This is a genomic window from Pandoraea aquatica (genome assembly GCF_902459565.1).
Lineage (GTDB): Bacteria > Pseudomonadota > Gammaproteobacteria > Burkholderiales > Burkholderiaceae > Pandoraea > Pandoraea aquatica.
The window spans coordinates 983,117-998,148 of sequence record NZ_CABPSN010000001.1; the positions used below are offsets into that span (position 1 = coordinate 983,117).

15 protein-coding genes are annotated in these 15,032 nt (G+C 61.1%); 4 read left to right on the top strand and 11 right to left on the bottom strand.

What is annotated here, in order from left to right; all coding sequences use genetic code 11:
- The 5 genes from PAQ31011_RS04220 to PAQ31011_RS04240 all read right to left on the bottom strand — a co-directional run bounded on the left by PAQ31011_RS04220 (window position 1) and on the right by PAQ31011_RS04240 (window position 4,503).
- Entirely contained in the window at window positions 1–1,476 is a 1,476-nt protein-coding gene (locus tag PAQ31011_RS04220; protein WP_150574606.1) for a DUF3383 domain-containing protein, read from the bottom strand.
- Window positions 1,477–1,630: 154 nt separating this feature from the next.
- Window positions 1,631–2,185 carry a phage neck terminator protein gene (locus PAQ31011_RS04225; protein WP_150574607.1) on the bottom strand — a complete coding sequence of 185 codons (555 nt, stop codon included), beginning with the start codon at window positions 2,183–2,185 and terminating at the stop codon, window positions 1,631–1,633.
- A 143-nt stretch (window positions 2,186–2,328) separates the two neighbouring features.
- Window positions 2,329–2,952: a hypothetical protein gene (locus tag PAQ31011_RS04230; RefSeq protein WP_150574608.1), complete on the bottom strand. Its 624-nt coding sequence runs from the start codon at window positions 2,950–2,952 to the stop codon at window positions 2,329–2,331.
- Entirely contained in the window at window positions 2,949–3,644 is a 696-nt protein-coding gene (locus tag PAQ31011_RS04235) for a hypothetical protein (RefSeq protein ID WP_150574609.1), read from the bottom strand. The genes PAQ31011_RS04230 and PAQ31011_RS04235 overlap by 4 nt, the downstream gene beginning before the upstream one ends.
- Entirely contained in the window at window positions 3,595–4,503 is a 909-nt protein-coding gene (locus PAQ31011_RS04240) for a hypothetical protein (RefSeq protein WP_150574610.1), read from the bottom strand. The genes PAQ31011_RS04235 and PAQ31011_RS04240 overlap by 50 nt, the downstream gene beginning before the upstream one ends.
- Before the next feature lie 44 nt (window positions 4,504–4,547).
- Here PAQ31011_RS04240 and PAQ31011_RS04245 point away from each other — a divergent pair, with 44 nt between their 5' ends.
- From PAQ31011_RS04245 to PAQ31011_RS04255, 3 genes are all read left to right on the top strand, one after another.
- A complete protein-coding gene (locus PAQ31011_RS04245) occupies window positions 4,548–5,408 on the top strand; it encodes a LexA family protein (protein ID WP_246179329.1) in 861 nt (286 codons plus the stop codon).
- Window positions 5,380–6,399, top strand: coding sequence for a LexA family protein (locus PAQ31011_RS26700; RefSeq protein WP_246179330.1), 1,020 nt, complete (start codon window positions 5,380–5,382; stop codon window positions 6,397–6,399). Before PAQ31011_RS04245 ends, PAQ31011_RS26700 begins: the two co-directional genes overlap by 29 nt.
- A 231-nt stretch (window positions 6,400–6,630) precedes the next feature.
- A complete protein-coding gene (locus PAQ31011_RS04255; protein ID WP_150574611.1) occupies window positions 6,631–7,716 on the top strand; it encodes an acyltransferase family protein in 1,086 nt (361 codons plus the stop codon).
- 34 nt (window positions 7,717–7,750) lie between these two features.
- On the opposite strand, the gene PAQ31011_RS04260 is transcribed toward PAQ31011_RS04255, so the two are convergent.
- The 5 genes from PAQ31011_RS04260 to PAQ31011_RS04280 form a co-directional block, all read right to left on the bottom strand.
- Window positions 7,751–8,074, bottom strand: coding sequence for a hypothetical protein (locus tag PAQ31011_RS04260; RefSeq protein WP_150574612.1), 324 nt, complete (start codon window positions 8,072–8,074; stop codon window positions 7,751–7,753).
- 145 nt (window positions 8,075–8,219) lie between these two features.
- Window positions 8,220–10,691, bottom strand: a complete 2,472-nt coding sequence (locus tag PAQ31011_RS04265; protein ID WP_246179331.1) for a putative bifunctional diguanylate cyclase/phosphodiesterase — start codon at window positions 10,689–10,691, stop codon at window positions 8,220–8,222.
- A gap of 3 nt (window positions 10,692–10,694) precedes the next feature.
- On the bottom strand, window positions 10,695–11,336 hold the full coding sequence (locus tag PAQ31011_RS04270) for a methylamine utilization protein (protein ID WP_150574613.1): 642 nt from the start codon (window positions 11,334–11,336) through the stop codon (window positions 10,695–10,697).
- Between the two features lie 327 nt (window positions 11,337–11,663).
- Complete coding sequence (locus PAQ31011_RS04275) at window positions 11,664–12,158, bottom strand: DUF934 domain-containing protein (RefSeq protein WP_150574614.1); 495 nt, start codon at window positions 12,156–12,158, stop codon at window positions 11,664–11,666.
- A complete protein-coding gene (locus PAQ31011_RS04280; protein ID WP_150574615.1) occupies window positions 12,148–14,154 on the bottom strand; it encodes a DUF2849 domain-containing protein in 2,007 nt (668 codons plus the stop codon). Before PAQ31011_RS04280 ends, PAQ31011_RS04275 begins: the two co-directional genes overlap by 11 nt.
- 219 nt (window positions 14,155–14,373) lie before the next feature.
- On the opposite strand from PAQ31011_RS04280, the gene PAQ31011_RS04285 reads away from it, so the two are divergent.
- Window positions 14,374–14,619, top strand: coding sequence for a hypothetical protein (locus PAQ31011_RS04285; RefSeq protein WP_039402924.1), 246 nt, complete (start codon window positions 14,374–14,376; stop codon window positions 14,617–14,619).
- Window positions 14,620–14,646: 27 nt separating this feature from the next.
- Here PAQ31011_RS04285 and PAQ31011_RS04290 read toward each other — a convergent pair whose 3' ends face one another.
- Window positions 14,647–15,006 carry a hypothetical protein gene (locus PAQ31011_RS04290; protein WP_150574616.1) on the bottom strand — a complete coding sequence of 120 codons (360 nt, stop codon included), beginning with the start codon at window positions 15,004–15,006 and terminating at the stop codon, window positions 14,647–14,649.
- Between the last annotated feature and the right edge of the window lie 26 nt (window positions 15,007–15,032).

The window sequence follows — 15,032 nt, forward strand, 5'->3', positions numbered from 1 at the left end:
TTATCGGTTGACGTTGACGAGAATGTCAACGGAATGGATCGCACCGGCTTCCTTGGCAGCGATCTGGAACGGCACGGACTTGCGAGCCTCACGATCCGACTGCGCCTGCATTGCGATCGAGGGCGTGTACACGTAGTAGCCCTTGGAGAGCGCGCCGCCCTGCTTCAGGGCACCAAACCCACCCGAATTCCACACGCCGGGCGCCAGGTAGCCGTTGTTCACCGCAGCTGCGCATGCCGATTCGATGACCGTCGCGATCAGCGCGTTGCCCGCGTCCGTCTGCGGGATCTTCGTCGGGCTCTGGTAAAGCAGGTTGTACACATCGGTCTGGATACGGCTCTGGAACCAGATCGAGTTGTAGATCGAGTCGATGAAGATGCCGCTCGGCGTGACGCCGGTCTGCACGATTGCCGTGTCGTTCGAGTAATTCACGAACACGTTGCAGTTCTTCGCCTGCAAGGCGTTGGCCTGCGTCGTCGACAGCGTCTCTGCCACGATCCCGGGCTCCTGCTTCCACATGAGCGTGATCGTGGTGTTGTTCGCGTTGAAGTCCACCGTCAGGAGTCGGCCGAACAGCGACACACCGGCGTAAGGCGTCGCGCTCGAATACTGCGTGAAGCTGTACTTGAACTTCGCCGCCTTGAACCGGCTCGCCAGATCGGACGAGACCGTCGTGTCCAGCGTCTGCGGATTTTGCGTCGTCGCAGCATAGAGATGCTTCTGGTCGGCCTCGATCAAGGCGGCCACCGCAACGTGCTGGTCGTCGGTCACACCGGTGTCGGCGAACGCGAGGCCCAGGAACTGGTTCGCGAAACGATCGAGGAAGATCGCAACGGCATCGGTCGGCGACTCGGCCGCGATGCCCTGCACCGGCACACCCGCCAGCGTCGATGTCAGCCCCAGTTGGGCCGAAATATCCACGCCGCTCGCCGGCGCCTCGGCATAGCCAACGGCCGACGTTGCGCCCGTGCTGTTCGACGTGATGACGAACTTCGAACCGTTCCAGGCGCACGTCGCGCCGGTCAGCGAGCCGTTGATCACGGTCGCAACGCCGTTCAGGTTCGTCTGCGCCGAGAAATCGAGACCGGAGACCGTCTTCGCCGTTCCGTCGACATTCACCTTGAAAGCGCCGCTCGTGACCGACGTCCAGTTCGTCATCGCCTGCTGGGTGCTCGAGAGCGCACCGCCACGAAGCACGCCGGAGGCCGCCGTTTTCGCCCATCGACCAATGCAAAGCGTGGACGGCTGCGGCGTCTGCTGGAAATACAGCGCGGCGGCGCGGTATTCAGGTGCTGTCGTGCCAAAGTCGGCCGCGACGTCTGCAATCGCACCGTAGGTACGCATGCGTTCGCCGGCGTCGATGACGGTCGACGCACCCAGCAGGAGTGCGGTGTTCAAGTTCGCACCCTGTGCCGCCAGTGGCGACATGTTGATCGTAACGTTGATCAGCCGTGAAACCGGCAATCCGTTGGACATTGTGATCCCCATAAAAAAAGCCCGCCTAAGCGGGCTTGAAACGAAAATGGCGGGCTGGCGCGAATCGGGTTACGCGCTTCGCCAGCACAGTGAAGTGGAAAATTACGGGGGAAGCCTCCCCCAAAGGAAGTGCGCGAGGTTTCGGTTGTCAGGCCTAGCGCTCGCTCGCCACCGAAGTCTGCACCGACGCGAGGTTCAACACCCGATAGGTCCGCGTCACCTTACGGCGCAGAAACATACTGATATCGCAGCGTCGCTGCACTTGCTGGTCGACCACACTGGGTGTGGAAACGATGCTTGAAGTGTCGACAAGGCCGAAATCGTTGAGCTGAAGCTGCTCGCGGTTTTGCGGCACATAAAGTCCGTCGCGCAACGTCCGGGCGTATTGACTGGCGTTGCGCCCGTAGAACTGGCACTTGACCTCGATGTCTTCGTGCCGAACGTAGGCGTCGCTGCCGTCGTCGGCAGGCACGTGCAACAGGCCAGCGTTTGCGTCCGACTGGAAGCCGGTCACGGTGAAGCCGCACCAGTTGACGCCGGATTCCGGAGGCGTCGACGTCGGCGGCTGTGGAAGCGAAAGAACAAGATTAGTGTCCAGCCCAGTCACGCCCGCGATCATCGTCCGAAGAAAATCCTCCAGCACTGAATCTTCGATCGGCGGCGTCGACTGCACCGGGGCCAGATATCCACCTGTCGAACTGTTATTCATGGGCTATCCCGGAGAGTGGTCTGTTTCGATTCACCAATAAAAAAGGCCCGCGTTGAGCGGGCCTTGGATGCAATTGCGGTGAGTATGGGCAAATATTAGATGCTTTGTCGCAAGAGTGCAAGCACTTTTTTTAGTAGTCCTTATTACGCAATGAATGACGAGAACTCGTAAGAAGCGTCACATACCGGCGGGACGACACCGTGCCGCACAAAACTGACTTCGAGTCGTGCGACGGCCATGTTTTCCAGCTCCGTGAAGTGTGTCGCCATCCACTTGGCCGCCCGAAACGCCTTGTCCTTCGATACTTTGTGGCGTTCGGCCAGTTCGCGGATCGACGTCCCCTCCTTTCTGGTACGAGGGAGATAGTTCCACGCGGCGAGATCCCGCAGCAGCGCAACCGCCGTAATGCCGCTGGATTTGCGCGACCAGACGGCAAGCGCGCTGATGCCCTGAATCTTCTCGTCGCCGTGGGCGAAGCGCGCGAGTACTGCCGCGTATTCGGGCGACGGCAAACGCGTGCGCGCCGCCGCAGTGATCATGGCGCACTGCGCGCGAAATTCTTCCATCGTCAGCCGATCCGGATCGAATTCGCGTTGGGGGCCGCGCAACTGGTTCAGCCACATTTCCTGCCCCTTCGTCGGTTTGTCCACGGCTTCCATGACCTGGATGAGCATGCTTCGGAATGTCGCTTTCTGACGCGGCGGCAACGAGAGGATGAGGTACGCCACATGCAGCGCCTGTCGAGTGTCCTGAAATGCTTCGTTCATTGGTCGGTTTCCCCGTAAAAATTGTCCATTCCCGTTTCACTGCCCAGCGCCGCTCGCATGCGGCCCGGGCGACCGGCCAGCAACGCAGCAAGCATCGCCCTGGCCGAAACCTTGTCCGTCGTCGCCTTGCCGGGGGCCGACAGCGCCAGCGCCTTCGGTGGGACCGGCGGCACGATACCTTCTTGTCTCACGGCCTCCAGAGCCACCGCGAATCGCTTCGTCAGTTCAGTGCGACCGAGCGTGCGCATGTCGTACCCACCGACACGTTGTGCTGCCCAGAACAGCACGGGGTCGGGCCAAACGTCGGTGCTATCGGAATCCCTGCGATGCAACTGCGCGATGGCGATGTCGAGCAACTCGTTGACGTGTTCGCGCGGCCTGCACAGCAAACGGAATTCGGGGCATGTCGGCACATACGGCCGATCACGCAAAGCCTCGATACCGCGTTGCCACTCGGCGGGCGTCAGATCGGCAAGATCGAGCGCCCACTGTCGCTTAACGCCATCAACATGCCGTGCGACCGTGTCCGGCTTCGACGGATCTCCGCCGCGCCACATGTCCGCAAGCCTGGCGCCGTAGCGATGACCAAGCACCGTGAACAAACGCTCGATAAGTCGCTGGGGTGCCGCGTCGCGTGGCCAGTCAGGCGACCAAGTGCGCGTCGACGTCGAGGATGCAGGCGTTGTATTCATCGTCGTATCCCAATGGGTCACCGGCGAGGCCGGAAAGAATGGCTGCGTTGTCGACACTTCGCGGCGAAGCACGAGGTATCCCTTGGTTGGCGAGTACACGGTCGACGTAGGCGGGCAGAAACACGATGCCCTCAGTCGCCTTGTCCTGCGCCTCAGCAATAGCCGCCCGCATGCGGCCGACCGACACACGAGCGTTGCACCAGGCCGTCGCGAGTGGCACGAAGCGCTTTCGCTCATGGGCACTGGCCGGGTCGATGCCGATACCGTGCTCATCGCCGAAGTACGTTGCCCACTGCGCAGCATTCACCGGCACACAACCGTCCGACGTAAGGTCATCGTCGTGAGACGTTTCTTCATGACCTACGACGACTGAAGCACCGCTGCCCTTAGGTATTCCATTCCGTTCCTCTCCTCTCCCTTCCGGGGATGAACGCTCGGCACCCACTCGACGAGCATTCGCCGGGTGTTCGCCGAACACGCGTCGAACGCTATCCGAACGCTCGCCGTCGATTCCGCGATCACTCGCCGAATGCTGCGTTTTCATACGGGCTTGCCGACGTCTCGGGGTACCGGACGGCACGGTGCCGTCCGGACCGGGGTGTTTAAACGTCGGCTGGTCGATCTTCTGGTGGTGCCAACCGGTGACGATCCAGAATCGCTGACCGGCCACTTCGTACTCGTCGAGCAATCCGACACGCAGTAGTTCATCGATCATTCGACGAACATCCGTCGTCGTCAGATCGTCGGCAGGGAACACTTCCGCCTTCAGGCGTCTTTCGTTGGCCGAGTGGATTCCCGCGTCGTCGCAAAAATTCCACATGCCGATGAATAGGATGCGGGCATCGCGAGAGACATCCATCACCTGCTCGGACGTCCAAAATTCGGGTTTGACGGATCGAATTCGTGCCATTGCGCTCCCGCTTACGCGTGCCCTGCCAGATCGCTCGAAAAGATCAGCGTCCCGTTGGGATGATCAGTTTTGGTTGTGTTCATGCTAAAATTAAACACCATGTTTATTTAAAAAACAAACACGCCGTTTATAAACGTTGCGTTTACTTGAGCGAAGATCGGGTTATGGGAAAAGAGATGCACGAGACGTTCCGGCGGCTATACGAGGCAGCCAGGCAGGTACGGCCCGCGATTTCGACAGTCGCCGATCTTGCACGCGCGCTCAATCAGAGCGAGCAGACGATCAACAACTGGGCCTATCGCGGGAATGGCGTTTCGAAACAGGGCCGCCTGATTGCGCAGCGCGAGTTGGGGATCAACGCCACATGGATCGACGATGGCCAGGGCCAAATGGTCGCGGGCAGCGATCCCGGCAACGCCAACGTGCGTCCAGCGGACATGGGTTTGCGCCGCATTCCGCTGATTAGCAGTGTTCAAGCGGGTCAAATGACCGAAGCGATAACCCCCTTCCCGCCGGGCGCTGCGTTCGAGTATTTGCTTACGGACCTAAAGCTGTCCGAGCAGGCCTTCGCGCTTGAGATCGAAGGCCAATCGATGGAGCCTGAATTTAAGGAAGGGGATCGCATCATCATCGACCCCGCAGTCCGGCCGCAACCCGGTGACTTTGTCGTCGCAAAAAACGGCTGCGAAGAAGCGACCTTCAAAAAGTATCGCCCTCGCGGCATCGGTCAAGACGGCCGTGAAGTCTTCGAACTCGTTCCCTTGAACGTGGATTACCCAACGATCAGCAGCGTCAACGAGCCAGCTCGAATCATCGGCGTGATGGTTGAGCATCGTCGGTATCGGCGCCGGTAGCCCCTTTATGACCATGAACCCAATGCGCGAAGCCGAAAGACCTGTCACCCGTGCACACGACGGGCTTGCTGCCCGTATCGCCGCAGTCCTCACAGCTGAAGAGGTTTCGCCAGACCAATTTGAGGCCGAGGCAGGGCTTGCCGCGGGCGCCACCGTTGCATGGCTTTCCGGCGAAGCGACAGACATCGCCCACGATCAGGCCGCCCGAATCCAGGAGCGGTATCGCTTCAACATGTTCTGGCTGATCACCGGCCGTGGGAAGCAACGCATTCCCTCACTTAGCCCGCAGCACGCCAAACCCTCGCCAAAATTCCTGAACGCTTATCCACCAGAGAGCTTTCCTGCCCGGCTGAAGTTCGCCATGGACCTCCGTGGTGTTCGTCAACAGGGTGATGTTGCGCAAGCAAGCGGAGTCACTGCAGCCGCGGTGCGTCTCTGGTTCAACGGCGGTGAAACAAAGATCGAGGCGGACCAGATCGCCGCACTGTCGAAGTTCCTTCGGGTTGAGCCAGATTGGCTTCGTGCCGGGATCGGCCCGATGGAAGGGGCGGCGAATGTACGGTTGGCAGCGGTAGGCACACGCCGCATTCCGCTCATCAGTAGCGTACAGGCGGGGTTGATGAACGAAACGGTGACGCCGTTTCCGCCTGGCGCCGGCTTCGAGTACCTGCTGACGGATCTCGAGCTTTCGGACGGTGCCTTTGCGCTTGAAATCGACGGGCGGTCCATGGAGCCGGAGTTTCGGGAGGGGGACCGGATTATTGTCGACCCGGTGATTTCCCCCATTCCAGGCGATTACGTCGTGGCCACCAATGTTCGAAGCGAAGCGACATTCAAAAAATACCGCCCTCGTGGACTCGGCCCCGATGGAATGGAAGTGTTCGATCTGGTGCCGCTGAACCCCGACTTCCCGACAATCCGCAGCGAACAGGAGCGGGCAAGAATCGTTGGCGTCATGATCGAACACCGACGCTACCGACAGCGAAAGTAAGACGTCCTGGACAACGCTCACTCGGGTTGCGACGCAGCATTTGGCTGTGCGGGTTTTTTCGTTTGCGCCGGACGATTGAGATCCGCTCTCCAAAATGCGAACAACCCGAAATATCCTGTTTGGGTTGCTCTACCTTGGCGTGTCTGCCTGCCTGTAGAATGAAGTCGATTCCCAATACGCTTTCACCACATTACGAAAGCTTGACTTCTATATTTACGCTAAGCACGCCTTGTGAAGAACATCTACCAAATCGATGCACTCCGCGGAATCGCAGCGCTACTCGTAGTTTTGTTTCACATGATCCCATTCTGGGTATATGTGTTTCCGGGAGCGACTGCCGCGCTTGCTGGGGGAAGCTATCTCGGCGTGTCGGTGTTCTTCGTAATTTCCGGATTCGTGATGGGCGCAGCGACCCAACGCGATGCGCGCGTCTCATCCTTTTTACTGAAGCGCGTTTTCCGCGTCTACGTCCCGACGGTGGTGGCGATTGCTCTGTATTGCGTCATCACACAAAAGTCGGCGAGTCTCGTCGATATCTTCAGAATCCTGCCATCCGGTGGTTTCGCCCCGTACTATGGCTACGGCACGTACTTCATTACGTGGACGCTGACCTACGAAATCGCGTTCTACTTTCTCTACGCGATCGCCATGCGCATCTCGTGGCGGTACCGCACGGAAGTCGCTGTCGGGCTGATCCTGCTGAACGCTCTTCCAATGCAGTATCTGCTCACGGGGCACATTACGTTCAATCCCAGTGCCGTGCAACAAGTGAGCGTTTTCGGGCACAGCTTTCTCAACGTTGCAGCATCGATTGCGATAAATCCAATCAACCTTCTTTTTGCTTTCGGATTGGGGTGGTACCGCGTCTTCGACCCGGTTGCTAAACGAGTTCGTGGCATCGCGCCGACGACGCTTGCCTCATGGCTTTTCCTGTCGGGCGGAATGGTCACGACCGCCTACTTTTTCGCAAAAGGATATGGCGTTTTTCAGATGGGTTTTTTCGCCCTCGTGCTGTTTTCCTCGTTCGTGGTCCTCAACATGGTTCAAGGGCCGGGCAAACCGAATTTCGGCTGGCGCGCAGGAAAAAACCTCGGAAAGGTATCCTTCTCACTGTATCTTTGCCATTACTTGGCTATCGATCTGCGAACGCATTACTTGCCAAGCAGCCTCAACGTCGCGTGGCATCCGTTCATTGTCGGAACAGCCGTTGTCATTCTGACAATGGCGTTCTACTTGCTCATCGACGCGCCGATTCATCGCTTGGGCAATCGTCTTGCGGCGAGACTGCCTGTGGGCCAAGCATCCGCAACTGCTTAGGTCATCTATTCGACGCGTTCCGCGCTGCCGCAACCTAATCCGACACCGGAATATAAGCCTTCAACGTATAGCGCGCGTCCGGCATCACGACTAAGCGGGCTTCGATCACGCGCGTGCCTTCGAATCGTACGCAGACCGGCATCACGTAGACGCAATCGAACACACGCTGCACGGTCGGTTCGTCGCCGGGCTCTGTCGTGCGAAACCGCATCGACCGCAATCGATCCAGCAAGAAGCCCCGGACATCCTGCTCAGAAGGTGTCTCGACACCGATGGCGCGGGCGAATTCATCGTGTGCGAATTTGCGGACGAGATCCACCGTCTCGTCCAGATTGGCCTGAACCGCGACTGTCTTCATGATGTCCTCACATCGTTGCGCCGTGGTAACCGTTATTGGTTTGTCAGTTTGTCGGGCTGATGCATCGTCGCCCGCCCAACTGCCCCCTCGCGAGCGCGACGATGGAAAGATAGGACAAAATTTCCGCTTTCAAAAGACTGAATTTTTATACAGCCTCGCACCCCGGCTTTCGCCATGCCTGCGCCCAGTCGACAAGCTCGGTTTCCGGCAGCGGCTTGCTCAGGAAATAGCCTTGCGCGAAGTCGCATCCGAGCGCGCGCAGCTTCTCCAGCGTCGCGGCGTCCTCAATGCCTTCCGCCACGATGCGGATGCCCATGCTGTGACCCAGCGCAATCGTCGAACGCACGATCAGCGTGTCGTTTTGCTCATGCGCCATCCCTTTCACGAACGACCGGTCGATCTTGATTTCCTCGACAGGCATGCGCTTAAGATAAGACAGCGATGAGTAACCCGTGCCAAAGTCGTCGATCGCAATACGCACGCCCATGCGATGCAAACGCTCCATCGTGATCAACGCCTGCTCCGGATCGTCCATCAGCGCGCTCTCCGTAATCTCGACACACAACCAATGCGGCGCAAGCGCGTGTTCGCCCAACACCCGCTTCAGGTAATCCGGTAGATCGACGTCCACCAGATCGCGCGCCGACAAGTTGATCGACATGCCAAGCGCAATCCCCCGCGCATGCCAGGCGGCGCACGTCGCGATAGCCTCGGCCGCGACCCACCGGGAAATCACGCGGATGAACCCCGTCTGCTCCGCAAACGGAATGAACTCGGCCGGCGGCACGATCCCCCGCTTCGGGTGACGCCACCGCACCAGCGCTTCGACACGCACGGCCCGGCCGTCTGACAAGTCCACTTGCGGCTGATAGCAAAGGTACAGGCCGCCATGCTCGATCGCGTGACGCAGATCGCTCATCAGCGACAAGCGGTCCCGGTCGCGGCTCTCGGTGTCCGGCTCGTACACCGCGACACCCAGATTCGAACGCTTCGCCGCGTACATCGCGAGATCCGCGCGCCGCAGCAACGTATGCATGTCCGAGCCGTGATCGGGATAGACGGCAATGCCGAAGCTCGCGCCCACGTCCACCGTCTGACCGTCGACGACGATAGGCGCATCGAGGGCGCTGGCAAGCCCCGTCGCACACCGATGCGCCGCCGCCTGATCGCCGCCGCGCACGAGAATCGCGAATTCGTCGCCACCCAGACGCGCCACCATATAACCCGACGCCTTAAGCTCGGTGCTCAGCCGGTGCCCCGCCTCCCATAGCAAGTGATCGCCGACGTGATGCCCCAGCGTGTCGTTCACGTCCTTGAAGCGGTCCATATCCATGAGGATGACGGCGAACGGCGCACCGCCTCGATACGCGCGCGTGATGTCGTCCTGCATCTGCTCGCTGAACGCCGCGCGATTCGGCAGCCCGGTCAGCGTATCGACGTAAGCCAGCTCGGTAATCCGCTCCTCGCGCTCGGCAATCGCATTGCGCATCAGGTCGAACGCACGTGCCAGATCGCCGGTTTCGTCGCGGCGCCGCACGTCGATGGCCGCCGCGTAATCGCCCTTGCCGATGCGTCTTGCCAAATCCACGAACGCGGCCAGCGGACGCGTCACGCTACGCGCGATCAGCGCCGCCCCGAGCACCGAAATTACGATGCCGCCGAGCGTCAGCCAGAGTAGCGTCGAGCGCAGTTGTCGGAACGGGCCCGCCGCCTCCGTCAACGAGCGTTGCAGCACGGCGACCACGGGGGCGTCCGTGCCGGAGAGATTGACGACGCGCGCGGCATATCCGCTCACGCGCGACGTCGTTTCCTTCCCTGTCACGCGTATGACGTGTTGGGTCAGCGCCGTTTGCAAGTCGGTGCGATCGGCCGCCGGCAGCGAACTCGCCACCACCTCCCACCGACCGGAAGCACCGCGATGCACCAGCGATACCTCCAGACCGGACAACTCGTGCATGTCGCGCGCGAACGCATCGTCAAGCGCAAAGCCCATCGTCACCCAACCGATGATCAGCGGCGCTTTGACCGGCACGCTCACCAGTTCATACGCGCGGCCGCCGAGCATGCCGATCATGGAGACGGAGGTGCCTGCCTTGCCTCTTAGCTTGCCGCGCGGTATGCCGGGCAACGCGGGATCGGTCGCATCAGTGTCGGCATCGTCGCGCGCCACGCCCGACACCCGCGAATCGGCGATCACCGCGCCGCTCAGATCGACGAGCAGCGCCACGTCCGCGTGCACACGCTCGCGTACGTTCTCCAGCGCCGAGTGCATCGTCACCGGATCATGCAGCGCCACCGCCTCACGAAATCCGAAGTCGGCTGTGACGACCTGAGCGACCTGCGTCAGTTCGTCCGCCTTGGTTTGCAGCGCCCGGCAGAACACGCGCTGGCCGACCGACAGTTGCTCCGCGACCTGCGCAGAGGACGCGTCGTTGAGTGCCCGGCTGGCCGTCATCTGCATGACGGCCAGCACCACCAGAATCAAGGCGACGAACACCAGCGTGATCTTCGTGCGTAGACGATGCAAGCCAAGACTCGCCAGCTTGCCTCGCGTCATGCCGCGCAATCTGCCACGCAGCATGCCGGGCATTTTCAGGAATACGGAAAAGAACGACACGCGTCAGTCCCCGCGCAGCGGCAACGTCAGGGACAACGGTTCGGCCCCGGCCGGAGCGCTCGCCGGTCGGGTGAACGCCCCGACGACCACCGCCGGCGCGTTGCCCAGACGCGGGTGCCAGACCGCCACGCGATACCGCCCCTCCGGCACCTGCGGCAACTCGCCTCGTCCGGTCGAGCCGGTCTTCGCAAAGTACGGCGTGTCCACGACTACGACGTAAGCGATCATCATGTCGTGAATGTTGCAGCCGATGGTGACCACACCGGGCTTGTCGAACACCACACGCTTCGACCCGCCGCGATACAGCTTCAGCTCAAAGCGTTTCGCGTCGGAAAGCGAATAGACGTCGTGGGCGATGTCGTCCCGATTCGGGAAATCGACGGCTGCGCCCTTCTGCACGACCGTGACCAGCGGCATGAACATCTTGTGTTGCTGGACGATGGACGCCGGTGCCGGACGCGGCGGCGGCACCTTGCCGTCCTCTGGGGTGAGATAGACGACCGCGTCGTCCAGTGCAGCCCCGGTGCTGTCGCGCACCTGGAAATCCTGCGCCACGGCGGCCGCGGCGTGCAAGGCCAGCGCCAACACCGCCAGGCGCGCCCCCATAAGGGCCGCGCGCAGCGGCAGACGTCCTGTTGTCTTCATGATGGAATTGCGATGTCGCGCAGTGCAGACGGAAACGGGAAACCGGGAACCCGGAAACGGGGGAAAACGGGTAGTGACGGGGAGATAACGGCACAAGCCCCCGAAATATTCCTACGCACCGGTAGGAAATTTGCCGTCGTGCAGTATGCGTCAGGCGACCTTGCGTTGCCTTTCAACGCGCCATCAACCTGAACGCGTCCGCAAATGCTGGGAAATTCGCTTTACTTTCGTTTTTCTTTGGGAATTTCTGCTTTGACGGGTGCGTGCACGGCGGCGCACGGGAATGCGCCGGGCCGTGTCACGTCGGTTAAGTCGTCAGACCCTGTGTCAGGCCGTCAGACGGGCAAGCAGCGTGCGCGGACGTCCGGCACGGACTTGCGCGGCCAGTGCCGCTTCGCGCCAGCGTGCCGTGGGCACTTCCGACGGCGAGAGCAGGCTGTCGAAGCCGCACGCCCACAACATCGCCAACTGGTCGGGCAACAGCGGGCCAGCCGCACGGATGGCGCCCTGGAACTGCCACTTGTCGCGCAGGAACTTCGCCAGCGTGAAGCCACGGCCGTCGCGCGTCTTCGGGAACTCGATCACGACGAGTTCCAGCTTCGGCAGCAGGGCCGCGATGCGCTCGGGGTCGTCGTGACCCTGCACGCGGATACCGGCGGGTGCCACACCCTGTGCGTCCGCCGCGAGCCACGCGTCGAGCGGCAGCACGGTTTCACTGCTCACTTGATCCGACGCGCTGGCGTCATTGGCCGCGTCCGACGCGTCGGCCGCGACATAAGTCCAGACGTCCTCGGCGGGCAGTCCGTTACGATCAATCAACATGCAAAGCTCCCTTGAATTCTTCCGCGCCCACGCGTCCGAGCGTATCGATGAAGCGCTCACCTTCGCGGCGCACCTTCAGATAGCGTCCGAGGATGTTCTCGATCACTTGCGGCACCGCTTCGTATGAGACGCCCGGGCCGAGGATCTTGCCGACGGCCGCGTTATCGTCAGCCGAACCACCCAGCGTGATCTGATAGTTTTCCTTGCCCGCCTTGTCCACACCGAGAATGCCGATGTGGGCCACGTGGTGATGCGCGCAAGCGTTGATGCAGCCGGACACATTCAGCGTCACCGGGCCGATATCGCGCTGTTGCTCCTCCGTGAAGCGCAGCGCGATGCGCTGGGCCACCGGCACCGAACGCGCGTTGGCCAGCGCGCAATAGTCCAGCCCCGGGCACGCAATCGCGTCCGAAATCAGACCGATGTTCGGCGTCGCCAGACCGTTCGCCTTCAGTTGCTTCCACAGCGCATGCAATTCGTCGCGCTTCACGTGCGGCAGCACGAGGTTCTGCTCGTGCGTGACGCGCAGTTCGCTGAACGAGTACTGATCGGCCAGATCGGCCAGCACCAGCATTTCCTGTGAGCTCGCATCACCCGGAATACCGCTCGCCGGCTTGAGCGAGACGACCGCGCTGATATACCCCGGCGCTTTGTGTTCATGCGTGCAGGTGTCGACCCAATGCTTGAAGTCGATGTCGTTCGCGTAGGCTTGTGCGAAGACGGTCGACTCGGCCGGCAGCGTTTCGAATTCGGGAAGGATGAATCGCTCGCCGATCGCCGTGATGACGTTTTCCGCGAGCGGACGATGCGTCTGTGCAATGCGGGCGAACTCTTCCTCGATCATCTCGATGAACTTCGCGGGCTGCATTTCCTTGATGAGGATCTTGATGCGCGCCTTGTAGATATTGTCGCGACGGCCCAACGCGTTGTACACGCGCAGAATCGCCTCGACGAAGCGCAGCAGATCGGCCTCGGGCAGCCACTCGCGCACGAGCGTGCCCACGATCGGGGTGCGGCCCAGACCGCCGCCCGCGTAGATCTGGAAGCCGACTTCGCCCTGCTCGTTCGTGCGCGCCAGAATGCCGATGTCATGGAAACGCACGGCGGCGCGGTCCGTCTGACCGCCGGTAATGGCGATCTTGAACTTGCGCGGCAGGTACGTGAATTCGGGGTGGTCGGTCGACCATTGACGCAGAATCTCGGCGTACACGCGCGGATCGACGACTTCGTCCTTCGCCGCACCGGCGAACTGGTCCGTCGTCACGTTGCGAATGCAGTTGCCGCTCGTCTGAATGGCGTGCAGATCCACGTCCGCCAGCGCCGACAGAATGTCCGGCGAATCGGTCAGCGTCGGCCAGTTGAATTGCAGGTTCTGACGCGTGGTGAAGTGGCCGTAGCCCTTGTCGTAACGGTTCGCCACATAGGCCAACTGGCGCAGTTGAACCGCGCTCAGCGTGCCGTACGGAATTGCTACGCGCAGCATGTAGCCGTGCAGTTGCAGGTACAGGCCGTTCATCAGACGGTAGACCTTGAAGTCGTCCTCGCTCAGCTCACCGCTCAGACGACGCGCCACCTGCTGACCGAATTCGTTCGCACGATCCTTGAGGTACTGGCGCTCCGACGGGTCATACCGATAAATGCCTGCATGTTCGGGGGCGACGGTCAGGGCCGGGGCGTGCGCCAGTGCGGCTTGCGTGTCGGCGTCGGCAGCCTGCTTGCCGAGGTCTTCGCGCACCGACGGGCCACGCGAGCGCAGTTGCTCGCGAAAGTCCACCGGCACCGGTCCGGCTTCGCTCACTTCGGCCGGACGCGGCACGGGATCGACGATCAGATTGGCAGCAGCGGACGCCTTGGCGGCGGCTTGCGCCTGCTCGAGGCCGTCGGCATCGAACACGTGCGCCTGCGTCAGTTCGTCTACCCAGTTGTGTTGTTCATCCAGCCAGACGACCAGACCGTCTTTGAGCCGGTTCGCCGAAATCAGATTACCTGCGTTCATTCGATGCTCTCGATACTTGTAGTTTTGGCCGCGAGTTGGTGGGAAAACAATTCGCGATTAGAACCGCAGGCTATCAAGACGCACGGGAATATACGAATATTGACTAGTTATGTCGACATTACGAGATGTTGTATGGCGAAAATTTGATGCGAATACCTGTTTTTTTATACAGTAGTCGTGCTACATTTCCCATCATTCAATTTCATCGTGAGTGACACCATGAGCGACGCCAAATCCATCAAGTTCATCGTCGTGCCGTATCGCAAGAACAAGGACGGCGTGTTGCAGCCGGGCGAGTTGCGTCAGGCGAGTACGGAGTTCGGCGCGGTGCGCATTGCGCAGTCGATGGCCTCCGGCTTCGCGGGGATTGCCGCCTACGAAGTGCTGGTCGACGAAGAGGACGGCACGATGGATGCCCCGCGCGTGTTGTTCCAGGAAGGTGCCATTCCGGCGATGGCCGACTGAGTCAGCTGATTGGGCCGATTGCGCTGATCAATCCGGGCGCGACGGACGGGCAATGCTGTCGAACCGCTTGGTCTGACGCGGATGCTGCAAATTGCGCGTGTCGAGCGCGTTGTTCGTCGCCGCCATTTCCTGATCGCTCGGCCCCGTGGACGGCCCGTTACGCTCGCTCGCCGTGCGATTGATGCTCGCGCTGGCGGCATGGGCGTCGGTGACCGTTGCACTCGGCTTGCCCACGGCGGCCACGGCGGTACTCACCGCCGGCGTCTGATTCGACTGACGGATACTGCCGAGATCGCTCGAGCCGAGGTACGACTGCGCGTTGGCATGACCGAACGCCAGAAGGCCCGTCAGGCACACGATGGCTGCGAAGAGTTTGGTGCGGATCATAAGGCCCCCGTTAGTTGATTCGTTAG